Source organism: uncultured Clostridium sp., from assembly GCF_937920395.1.
Taxonomy (GTDB): Bacteria; Bacillota; Clostridia; order Clostridiales; family Clostridiaceae; genus Clostridium_AD.
Genome location: NZ_CALEVF010000081.1, coordinates 1 through 11463, shown reverse-complemented (window position 1 = coordinate 11463; position 11463 = coordinate 1). Strand labels below are relative to the sequence as shown.

14 protein-coding genes and 1 pseudogene are annotated in these 11463 nt (G+C 31.7%); 9 read left to right on the top strand and 6 right to left on the bottom strand.

Going from position 1 to position 11463, the window contains the following annotated elements:
- The 7 genes from Q0649_RS08545 to Q0649_RS08515 form a co-directional block, all read left to right on the top strand.
- A partial coding sequence (locus tag Q0649_RS08545) for a Gfo/Idh/MocA family protein (RefSeq protein WP_298840233.1) occupies positions 1-1072 on the top strand: 1072 nt, incomplete at its 5' end.
- A 12-nt stretch (positions 1073-1084) separates the two neighbouring features.
- Positions 1085-1810, top strand: coding sequence for a sugar phosphate isomerase/epimerase (locus tag Q0649_RS08540; RefSeq protein WP_298840231.1), 726 nt, complete (start codon positions 1085-1087; stop codon positions 1808-1810).
- 14 nt (positions 1811-1824) lie between these two features.
- A complete protein-coding gene (locus tag Q0649_RS08535) occupies positions 1825-2880 on the top strand; it encodes a Gfo/Idh/MocA family protein (protein ID WP_298840229.1) in 1056 nt (351 codons plus the stop codon).
- Positions 2881-2912: 32 nt separating this feature from the next.
- A complete protein-coding gene (locus tag Q0649_RS08530) occupies positions 2913-3884 on the top strand; it encodes a Gfo/Idh/MocA family protein (RefSeq protein WP_298840227.1) in 972 nt (323 codons plus the stop codon).
- A 16-nt stretch (positions 3885-3900) separates the two neighbouring features.
- On the top strand, positions 3901-4815 hold the full coding sequence (locus Q0649_RS08525) for a sugar phosphate isomerase/epimerase (RefSeq protein ID WP_298840240.1): 915 nt from the start codon (positions 3901-3903) through the stop codon (positions 4813-4815).
- A 264-nt stretch (positions 4816-5079) separates the two neighbouring features.
- Positions 5080-5370 (top strand): hypothetical protein, encoded by a 291-nt coding sequence (locus tag Q0649_RS08520; RefSeq protein ID WP_298840225.1) that lies wholly within the window; start codon positions 5080-5082, stop codon positions 5368-5370.
- Entirely contained in the window at positions 5360-5890 is a 531-nt protein-coding gene (locus Q0649_RS08515) for a hypothetical protein (RefSeq protein ID WP_298840223.1), read from the top strand. The genes Q0649_RS08520 and Q0649_RS08515 overlap by 11 nt, the downstream gene beginning before the upstream one ends.
- A gap of 210 nt (positions 5891-6100) precedes the next feature.
- On the opposite strand, the gene Q0649_RS08510 is transcribed toward Q0649_RS08515, so the two are convergent.
- Both Q0649_RS08510 and Q0649_RS08505 read right to left on the bottom strand, forming a co-directional pair.
- A complete protein-coding gene (locus Q0649_RS08510; RefSeq protein ID WP_298840239.1) occupies positions 6101-6634 on the bottom strand; it encodes a hypothetical protein in 534 nt (177 codons plus the stop codon).
- Entirely contained in the window at positions 6634-6903 is a 270-nt protein-coding gene (locus Q0649_RS08505; RefSeq protein ID WP_298840222.1) for a hypothetical protein, read from the bottom strand. The genes Q0649_RS08510 and Q0649_RS08505 overlap by 1 nt, the downstream gene beginning before the upstream one ends.
- A 127-nt stretch (positions 6904-7030) precedes the next feature.
- On the opposite strand from Q0649_RS08505, the gene Q0649_RS08500 reads away from it, so the two are divergent.
- On the top strand, positions 7031-7891 hold the full coding sequence (locus Q0649_RS08500; protein WP_298840220.1) for an AraC family transcriptional regulator: 861 nt from the start codon (positions 7031-7033) through the stop codon (positions 7889-7891).
- 91 nt (positions 7892-7982) lie between these two features.
- On the opposite strand, the gene Q0649_RS08495 is transcribed toward Q0649_RS08500, so the two are convergent.
- The 3 genes and pseudogenes from Q0649_RS08495 to Q0649_RS08485 all read right to left on the bottom strand — a co-directional run.
- Positions 7983-9035, bottom strand: a complete 1053-nt coding sequence (locus Q0649_RS08495; RefSeq protein WP_298840236.1) for a glycoside hydrolase family 3 C-terminal domain-containing protein — start codon at positions 9033-9035, stop codon at positions 7983-7985.
- Positions 9036-9080: 45 nt separating this feature from the next.
- Positions 9081-9251, bottom strand: coding sequence for a hypothetical protein (locus tag Q0649_RS08490; RefSeq protein WP_298840218.1), 171 nt, complete (start codon positions 9249-9251; stop codon positions 9081-9083).
- A gap of 18 nt (positions 9252-9269) precedes the next feature.
- Positions 9270-9935, bottom strand: a pseudogene (locus Q0649_RS08485) (glycoside hydrolase family 3 protein); the annotation flags it as partial.
- Between the two features lie 216 nt (positions 9936-10151).
- Between Q0649_RS08485 and Q0649_RS08480 the strand changes: the two are divergent.
- Positions 10152-10940 (top strand): AraC family transcriptional regulator, encoded by a 789-nt coding sequence (locus Q0649_RS08480; protein WP_298840216.1) that lies wholly within the window; start codon positions 10152-10154, stop codon positions 10938-10940.
- On the opposite strand, the gene Q0649_RS08475 is transcribed toward Q0649_RS08480, so the two are convergent.
- Positions 10937-11407, bottom strand: coding sequence for an AraC family ligand binding domain-containing protein (locus tag Q0649_RS08475; RefSeq protein ID WP_298840234.1), 471 nt, complete (start codon positions 11405-11407; stop codon positions 10937-10939). The genes Q0649_RS08480 and Q0649_RS08475 overlap by 4 nt on opposite strands.
- Between the last annotated feature and the right edge of the window lie 56 nt (positions 11408-11463).

Here is an 11463-nt window from a genome sequence, read left to right as displayed (position 1 = left end):
AAGAATAGGAATTATAGGTTGCGGTGGTATTGCAAATGGAAAACATATGCCATCATTGAAAGCGGTATCAAATGTAGAAATGGTTGCATTTTGTGATTTAGTATTAGAAAAAGCACAAAAAGCAGCAAAAGAATATGGTTGTCCTGATGCGAGGGTTTATAAGGATTACAATGAATTATTACAAGATAAGACTATTGATGTTATTCATGTTCTTACTCCCAATAAATCACATGCAAAAATATCAATTGCTTCTATGAGAGCAGGCAAACATGTTATGTGTGAAAAGCCAATGGCTAAAACAGCAGCTGATGCACTAGAAATGGTTAATGTAGCTAAGGAAACAGGTAAAAAATTAACTATAGGATACCAACATAGACATAAAGCAGAAAGTACTTATTTGAAAAAAGCTATTGATCGTGGAGATTTAGGAGAAATATATTTTGCTAAGGCTATTGCAGTAAGGCGTCGTGGTACACCTACATGGGGAGTATTTTTAAATGAAGAAGAACAAGGTGGCGGTCCTCTTATAGATATTGGTACTCATTCACTTGATCTTACACTTTGGCTTATGAATAATTACAAGCCTAAAATGGTTGTTGGTACAAAATATAAAAAATTAACAAATCCAGATTGTGGGAATCCTTGGGGACCATGGGATATAAAACAGAATACAGTAGAAGATTCTGCTTTTGGTTTTATTGTAATGGAAAATGGAGCTACAGTTATACTTGAATCAAGTTGGGCACTTAATACCATAGAACCTATCCAAGAGGGTAGTACTGTTCTTTGCGGATCAAAGGCAGGGGCACAAATTAAAAATGGTCTTATCATAAATAAAGACGAGTTTGGTAAGCTTATTGAAATTAAACCTGATTTGAGTGCTGGTGGGGTTGCTTTTTATGACGGGGTTGCTGAAACGCCTCCAATAGTTGAAGCTAAACGTTGGATTGATTCTATAATTAACGATACTGAGGTAGTTGTTAAACCGTATGAAGCATATATTGTTTCCAAAATTCTTGAAGCTATATATGAATCCGCAAATACAGGAAAAGCTATATATTTTAATAATTAGGAGGATGAAAATATGTTAAATAAATTATCAGCACAGCTATGGTCTGTTCAAGATTATACAAGCAAAGATTTTTTTGGAACACTTAAGCAGTTGTCTGAGATAGGGTATACAGGGGTTGAATTTGCAGGTTACAAAGATATCTTAGCAAAAGATATGAATAAAAAATTAAAAGAACTTAATCTGATCGCTTTGTCAGCACATGTTGGAATAGGTAGGCTTAAAGAAAACTTAGATGCAGAACTTGAGTATCTTAATATTTTAGGTGCAAAATATATAGTTTGTCCACATGCAGAAATAAATACAATAGAAAGTGCACTTGAGCATGCAGAATTATTTAATAAGATAGGAGAACAAAGTGCAAAAGCCGGCCTAATATTTGCTTATCATAACCATGCACACGAATTTAAGATGGATAATGGTCAGTATCCATTAGAGGTCCTTTTTAACAATACAGATTTAAGATATGTAAAACAACAACCAGATGTTTTTTGGATTGCATATGCGGGACTTGATGTTAATAAATATATGAAAAAAAATATATCTCGTTGCCCAGTAGTGCATTTAAAGCAATTAGAAAATAACGAGACAAAGAGAAATGTAGATGCTGGTAGTGGGATAATTGATTTCAAATATCTTATAGATTTAGCACCAAAGGCTGATTATATATATGAACAAGAAGAATTTATTGGTACAAGTTTAGAAAATATGAAAAAATCATTTGAATATATTATGAAGTAAGAAGGGGTTTTAAAATGTTTAATTTAGGAATTATTGGTTTCGGCGGTATGGCAGAGTATCATTTCAAATCACTTAAGGATTACAAACGACTTAATATAAAGGGAGTATACGATATAAATCCACAAAGATGTGAGTTTGCAATAAAACAAGGACTTAAGGCATATGGCTCAAAAGAGGAGTTATTCTCTGATCCTGATATTGATATAATTCTTGTTGCTACAACTAATGAAGTGCATAAAGAATTATTAATTGAGGCAATGAAAGCTGGAAAGCATGTTATTAGTGAAAAACCTGTAACTTTATCTTCAATAGAACTTGAGGAAGTAATTGCAGCGTCTATTAAATATAATAAAGTATTTACTATTGATCAAAATAGGAGAACAAATAAGGACTTCGTTTTGATGAAGCGAAGTGTTGAAGAGGGTTTGCTTGGAGATGTGTATGCTATAGAATCCAGAGTTGAGGGCTCAAGAGGAATGCCAACTGGCTGGAGAACTATCAAAAGGCTTGGTGGAGGCATGATGGTAGATTGGGGGGTACATTTAATTGATCAAATGCTGTATATGATTGATCAGAAGGTTACTAATGTATTTTGTAAAATGTATAACATTGAGTACAGTGATGTGGAAGATAACTTTCGTCTTACATTGACATTTGAGAGTGGGTTAACAGCTCATATTGAAGTATCTACAAATAACTATATAACACATCCAAGATGGTATGTTTTAGGTAAAAAAGGAACACTACAAATAGATGATTGGGATTGTGGCGGAAAAATAGTAAGGTGCATAGATAAAGAAAGTGTTTGGGTTGATGAAATTGTTTATACTAAAGCTGGACCTACTAAGACTATGGCACCTAGAAATGCAAACTCTATAGAAGAAATAATAATATCTGAACCTATGGATGTTGTGGATAATTTAACAGTTGTATATGATGGGTTAATAGACGCTATTGAAGGAAAAGCACCACTTAAAATAACACCAGCACAAGCAATGCGTGTTATAAAGGTAATGGAAGCAGCATTTGTTTCTAGCGAAACTTCATCTGCGGTTCATGTTGAAATATAGAAGGCTTTAATATAAAAAATGGGGTGTATAATATGAAGATTGCAATGATAAGTTCTTGGCATGTGCATGCTAAAGACTATGCCAAACAAATTATGGAATTATCACAATGTGAAATTATAGCAGTGTGGGATGAAAATAAAGAAGCTGGAATTAAATGGGCAAATAAATTAAATTGTAAATTTATTGAAGATTATGATCTCCTTTTGAAGGATGATTCTATCGAAGGTGTTGTTATTAATTCCCCAACGGTTATGCATACAGAATTAATCATTAAAGCAGCTAATGCTAAGAAACATATTTTCACAGAAAAAGTTCTTGCACTTACAGTAGATGATTGTATAAAAATAAAAGAAGCAGTTGAAAGAAATAATGTAAAATTTTCAATTGCATTTGTTCATAAATTTAGCTCTGAAATGATTTTTGCAAAACAAATGGTTGAAAGTGGAGCATTAGGTGATATAACATATGCAAGGGTACGCAATGCTCATAATGGAAGCATTGCAAATTGGTTGCCTGAGAGTTTTTATAATAAGGAAAATTGTGGTGGTGGAGCTATGATTGATTTAGGTACTCACACTGTATATTTATTAGAGTGGCTCTTAGGTAAAGCGAAAAATGTTACTGCAACTTTTACAAAAATAACTAATAGACAAGTTGAAGACAATGCAGTATCAGTATTTGAATTTCAAAATGGTGCTATTGGTGTAGCTGAAACAAGTTTTGTTTCAGTTTATACACCACTAACTCTTGAAATTAGTGGAACAACAGGAACGCTTATGATTAGAGATGGTGTTAGTTATGCAAATGCAGAAACAGATGGGAAATGGATTACTAAAGAAAATTTACCACAATCACTTCCTAGTCCATTAATTCAATGGATTGAAGGAGTTACAGAAAATAAAGAAATACACATAGGCATTGATGAAGCAATTTCTTTAACTAGGTTATTGAGCGCAGCATATGAATCAGAGGAAACTGGTAAAAAAGTTGCTATAAAATACTAAAAAGGAGGGAGTTATGATGAAACTAGGATTCGTTAGTGCCATATTGGGAGATTTAAGTTTTGAAGAAGTAATAAATTATGCTTCTGATAATGGATTTTCTTGTGTTGAAATGATGTGTTGGCCAATTGGAAAGGCAGAAAGAAGATATGCTGGTGTCACACATATTAATGTTGATAGTATGGATGAAAAAAGAGCTGGATATATTAATGACTATATAAAATCAAAAGGAGTTGAGATTTCTGCACTTGGATATTATCCTAACCCTTTAGATCCTGATGCTAAAAAGAGCGCATTTTATATAGAGCATATTAAAAAAATAATAAAAGCAGCAGGGATACTAGGAGTTAAAACTGTTACAACGTTTATAGGTAAGGATAAAGACAAGACTGTGGAAGAAAATCTTATTGAATTTAAGAAAGTTTGGACTCCAATAATTAAGTTTGCAGAAGAAAATGATGTACGAGTAGCTATTGAAAACTGTCCTATGCTTTTTACAAAGGATGAATGGCCTGGTGGATTGAATCTTGCCACAACTCCTGATATATGGAGAAAGATGTTTAAGTTAATACCAAGTCTTAACTTTGGATTAAATTATGATCCATCTCACTTTGTATGGCAACAAATAGACTATATAAAACCAATATATGAATTTAAAGATAGAATATTCCATGTGCATTTCAAGGATATAAAAAAATACAAAGATAAACTTGATGACGTGGGTATTATGGCTACTCCGCTACAATACATTTCACCAAAACTTGTAGGACTAGGAGATATAGATTGGGGTAAATATGTATCAGCCTTAACGGACATAGGATATAGAGGATTTGCATGTATAGAAGTAGAGGATAAGGCTTTTGAAGATTCTCTTCAATTAATAAAAGAATCAATAACTATAAGTAGGAATTATATGAGACAATTTTTGGTTTAAGGCTTTTTAAAAACATAAATCGGCTGTAATAAAATTTTAATTTTATTACAGCCGATTTAAATTAAATTAGAAAGTAAAACTTGCTCGCATATGGTTACCAATTTTAGCAACAAAAGGGCTAATAGATGCTATTGATAAATTATTTGGCCGATTCCACATATAAATTGCCCTTTTTTAATTAGAATAGCATCTATGATTATATTATAATTGAATTATAAGAAAATGATAATATGATTCTAGACTTTAAAATAATGGAGGGTTACTATGGCTGGATGGACGTCATTAAAAAATTTGGTAAAAGAAGAGATAAAGCAAAGAGAAGAAGAGGGGTGTAATGTAGAGGGGTATCATGAAAGATTTGAAGAATTAGGTGAGGATGAAAAGCAACTTATGGCATTTTATAATGAATTAACTCAATTAGAAATATCCAAGAATTTTTCGTTTTGTGAGCCAATAGAGTTAGAGGATATAAGAAAAAATAGAGAAGAAGGACCAAAAAAATTTAATATTGTGGAATCGAAAGAGAAGTTAAAGGATAGATTCTATGGCGCATAGCTGGGATTTAGGAAAGTTTTGGCATGAGAACCTTCCTTATCAATTAGTTTGTACAGCTGAAACTCAAGCTTATTTAAATTTTGCTTCAGTTACAATGAATCATATGCAAGTTAAACCAGAAAACTGGAAGAAAGATATAGAGTGGGTAAGAACTTATCTAAACCCATATAGAGAATGGATTGGTGCTCAAATTAGAGTAGATGGTTATGCTTACGGAGCTATGTTCTTTAGTGCATTGATTTCAGCAGCATTTGTGGAGAAGGATATAGATAAGCTTATTGAAATAGGATTAAGTGAAATTCCGAATAACTATAGACTGTATCATAATTTAAAGAAGGCCACAGTTGAATCTATTATGGGTGCTCTTGTAGGAGAAAAAAATATCCCTAAAAAATGGAGTAAACCATTAAATGACACCTTATATTCAGCGATACCAGGTTTCCACCCAATAGCTATTTCTGAGTGTGCGCAAAGAAGTTATAATGTATTTAATAAGATAAGAAATTCTAGCTCAAGTTAAACCATATATTTAAATTTATATTTTGGTTAATAATTGAACATCACAAAAACAATCAAAACTAGTATAGAAGTAGGTATATAAAATATACCAGAGTTTTGGGTAGCATTTTATATATCTTTTGATCAATAGGTACAAAGTCAGTTCCTTCGTGTACATATAGGAATTACATGTCCTCTTGGATATTAAGGATATCCCAATCATCTACTTTTGTTATATTTCTTTTATACATGCATCGACTAGTTCACTAAGGCATCCTGTAGCTAAACAAATGTAATTGTCACAAGCTCCATAATATAGTCTTATTTGATCTTTATCATAGTCAGCAATAGCACCACATGCAAATACTGTGTTATCACAATTACCGTGCTTTTCATAATCCATTTCAGGTGCCAATATATAACTATTTGTTTTGCCTATAACTTTCCATGGCTCATCTAGATCTAAAAGAATTGCTCCTAAATAGTAGTAAGTTCCTCCTGCAGGTGAGAATACTCCATGAATAATTACAATCCATCCCTTATCTGTTTTAATTGGTGGTGTAGGTCCTATTTTTTCAACATTCCAAAAACGATACCCAGCGGCAAGCACTGGTTTAAATTCTCCCCAGTGAATAAAATCTTCACTAGCCGAAATCCATATATCCCCAGTTGAACCATCACCACCGCCTGGTCTGTCAAGTTTATAATATTTACCACCTATTTTTTCTGAAAATAAGCTAGCTCCTCTATTTCTAGGTGCTGTAATTATTTCAATTCTTTCATATGTTTTGAAATCCTTTGTTTTTCCTCTAAAACAAAATTTACTCCATCTTTACTTCTTGCAACACGAGTTTGTCCAACATCTCGTCCATAACCTTTTGTTGCAGCGTGTTCAACTACAGATACTAATAATATTGTTTCATCACCACAAATAATTGGTGACGGATTATAAATTTTTGCTACACCTTCATAGTCTTTAACATGTAGAATTGGATTATTTTCATATCTTTTAAATATCTTAGTTGCATCCTTCATTATACGTTTTCCTCCTAGCAGTTTATATGCCAAATACTTTATAATATAATTATATTGCAAATTAGATATAATAAAAACATTAATATTGGCTAATTATTGTACTATATTGACTTTAGGAGGGTAAAATATGCAAAATGAATTAATTAAAATGCCAATAGCAGATATTCCTATTAATGTGAAAATAGTCTCAAATAAAGAAGTTGATTTAAGTTCGAATTCGCATTTTCATGAACAGCTAGAGCTATTAAAAATTATTAAAGGCAAATTATCATACTCCTTAGATAATCAAACATTTGATTTGGGTGCTGGAGAAATTGTTTTTATAAACTCTAGAATTCCTCATTCTACTAAAGTTTTAGAACAAGATACAGACATACTTATAATACAATTTGATTCTAAAAATTTATTTAAAAATAAGTCTTTAAACAGTTATAAATATCTTTCAGCTTTTTTAACAGAAAGCTCAAAAACTCATTTTATATTTAATTCAAGTGATGCAGCCTATTTAGAGATTACCATTGTCATGGAAAAAATTAAAGATGAATTTATAAATAGTAACAATGGTTTTGAATTTTATCTTAAATCTTATATATATATGATATTAGGTTGTTTATACAGATATGAAATCTTAAAAAAACCAAAAATAGATTTTGAAGATAAAGTTTTAGAAAGGTTGAGGTTAGCTCCTAAGTATATAGAAGATAATTATACGGAGAATATTACTCTTAAAGAATTATGTGAGTTATGTGGATTTGATCACTTTTATTTTTGCAGACTTTTTAAAAGAGCTACAAACAGAACATTTATAGAATATTTGAATTTTATACGAATAGTAGAGGCTGAAAAACTTCTTACCTTTTCAAATAAGACTATCACAGACATATCCAGTGACGTTGGTTTTTCAAGTCCTTCATATTTTAATAAGACATTTAAGAAATATAAAGGTTGTAATCCATCAGTATACAGACGTTACGAATTTCTAAAATAGGTCTATAAAAAACTTAGAATAATATTAGAAGCAGTTTTTATATAAAATATAAAAACTGCTTCTAATTGATGTATAACCTATATTGAAAAGGTTATATTACTGTAAGTACATCTTTGAGTAGACTTGCATTTCTAGAATCTGGACCAACCATAATTTCAAATTTTCCAGGTTCTACAACATACTGCTCATAAGCATCTACAATAGAAAAATCGGATACAGATAAAGTAATACTTACGTTTTTTGTGTTTCCAGCATTTATCTGAATTTTTTTAAAGCCCTTTAATTCTTTAACTGGAGTCATAACAGAGCTTATAACATATAATTGCACAATTTCAGTGCCATCATATTTCCCTATATTAGTGATATCTACGCTTACGGTTAGAGTGTCTGCTGAGGAACAACTTGTTTTAGAAAGCTTTAGGTTAGAATATTTGAAACTAGCATAAGATAGTCCATAACCAAAGCTATATAAAGTTTCAGACGTATTTAAATCTGCGTATTTAGGGCTGTGACAACCTGGCAGATAATTATAATATACAGGTGTTTGTCCACTATGATATGGGAAGGATATGCTTAGCTTTCCACAAGGATTAAATTTCCCAAATAGAATATCTGCCAGTGCCTTTCCTCCTAGCGTTCCTGAATTAAATGTCTCTATAACTGCATCAGCATTCTGGGCTATCCATGGAATAGAGAGGGGTTTTCCATTAACTAATACAACTGTTAAAGGCTTGTTTAATTTTTTTAATTCCTCAACAAGTCTAAGCTGAGATCCTGGCATATCAAGAGTAGCTCTATCTTTAAATTCACCATTCATTTCAAGACAATTGCCTACAACAGCTATGATTACATCTGCATTCTCGCAGGCTTTAATAGCACCTTCTACATCTATATTTTCTTTATTCGTAATATCACCTCCTTTGTGATAGCTAACTTCAATATGTTTAGATTCAGCAAGTTCTCGTATTCCCCTTAACATTGTGTAATATTCAAAATTAGGTATAGTATCTGGTTTAGGATCAGGATGGGTAAAGAATGTCCAATCTTCGAACTGAGCCTGTATACTATCTGCATTGGGACCTACTACAGCAATTTTCCTAACATTTTTAAGGGGTAATGTATTATTTTTATTTTCTAATAATATTATGGATTCTCTTGTTAACTCAAGATTTATTTCTTGATGTTCTTTTCAAGCAATAACATCTGTTGAAATATAACCACGTCTTTTTTTAGCATCAAAGAGGCCCAATTTAAATTTAACATTAAGGATTCGTTTAATTGCTTCATCAATAAGAACCTCAGAAACTATTCCATTTTTAACTAATTTAATAGCAGCATTATAAAAATCATTTGTATTCATGATCATGTCATTTCCACTTTATATAGCTTTTTTAGAAGCATCAAGAATGTAAGAAGACATTTTTTGCTTATCGGCAAGGGATCCGATATTGTTCCAATCTGTAACTACAAAACCGTCAAAGCCAAGTTCATCTTTAAAAATGCCTCTAAGCATTCTTTTATTAGCAGTCATTGGTGTTCCGTCTATAGATTGATAGCCTGTCATAAAATTAGCGCAACCTGCCTCAACGGCTTTTTTAAATGGTGGCAAGAAAACTTCACGAACTTTTCTTACTGTAACTTCAGAGTCATAAGAATCTTTAGCACCAGTACTTTCGCCATATGCTATATAATTCTTGGCATAAGCTAATATACTACCTGGGTCTGATAAATTTCCCCCTTGGTACCCTTCGATTATGGAAGAAGCAAATTGGCCTATAAGATAATGATCTTCACCAAAGGTTTCATTAATACTTCCCCAACGCAGGTCACGTCCTACGCAAAGTACTGGAGAAAAAGTCCAATGTAAGCCGTCCGCAGCTACTTCTTTTGCAGTTACTTGTCCAGCTTTTTCTACAAGTGAAGGATTAAAGCTGCAAGACATAGCAAGTTGCGACGGGAAAACTGTTGCACTATTTAAAATAGCGTTACCATGTATAGCATCTATGCCAAATATTAGACGAATTCCAAGTCTTGTAGTTAAAGCTAATTCTTGAAGTCTATCTGCATTATCACCAAGGTCATAAGTGACACCCCTTTAATTATAGTTTTTTTATCAAACATACTATATACTATTATTATAATATAATTTTATCTGTTTTTATTATCATTTATTATCACAAAGTCATCAAATATTACTTTATCTTGTGAAAGGTGGCCATAAATTATTGAACCTTATTGTGAAGAATCTCGTATACATGATATGAAAACAAAAATAAATATTTTTTCATACGCCCCTAAGAAATATGAGCCACATGTCCATCTTCATTGGCACAAAGCTCTTGAAATACTTTATATGATTAAAGGAAGTATAAGGGTGCAAATTGATAACAGAAGTTTTATTTTATCTAAGGGTAATTTATTAATAATAGGGAGTGAGAAGATTCATTCTACGAATGCGGATTCAGAAGCGGAAGAAGAAATATTGGTATTTCATATTGCTCCTGATTTCATAGAGACCTCATTTTTTAATATTGAAGATAAAAATTCTATAGAACTTTTTGTGGAAAATAGGATCCAATTTCCAGAGCCAATTATAGAAAAAGATGCTGATATTGTGAGCATTATAGATTGTGTATTTAATATAAAACAAGAATTTGAAAACAAACAAGAGGCATATAGCATAATTATTAAGGCAAATATTTTCTCTTTAATCGGGACTCTAGTGCGAAAGTATAGTAAGACTAAAAAAAACCAATTAAACAATATAAATGAGATTAAAACTAAAGAAATGCTTTTTAATACGTTTAGGCTAATAGATGAACAATATATGACTAGACTTACTTTAGAAATAGCTGCAAAAGCTTCAAATTTAAGTGTATCTCACTTTTGTAGACTTTTAAAAAAAACTACAGGGACGACTTTTAACCATTACCTTACGGCATACAGAGTCAAGATAGCTGAAAATATGTTTGGATTAGGTAAAGATTGTTCTGATGCAGCATTAAAATGTGGATTTGAAAGTATTCAAAGATTTATTAGAGCATTTTAAAATTTTAAAAACTTTACTCCATCGCAGTATAGAAAAGCGATATTTGCTTCAGCAAATTTAATTGATAAAACAAAAGTCAATATATTCCGAAAGTTAGTTGAATTAGATAATACAGTAATAATATTGTTAATTTCCTCTAAACTAAGTTCTGCTAATAATAATTCTGGTACAAGGGAAATAAAGCTCCATTTATTCATATTTGAACTATCACTTTGCGCTATATGTAATTGGTTTTTAAATATAATGGATACATCTCTTGCGCAAAAGGGGTAAGGTTCTCCATCTGAAAAAAAAAATCCTCCACCTTCATAGCAATAGCTTATTTCTAGTGAATCATGAAAATGCAGTTCAAATAGTGGTTTATCACTAGGGCTGTGATCGTTATCTCCAGGAAAGGTGATGGGAAAGTTATTTGAAGGTAAATCTGGAATAGGATATATATCTAAGATATCTGTCTGTAGCCCCAATAACCAATAATATGAGGGTCGTAGGTCTTGATAATTTGTTTTGTGCAGGTGAGAAA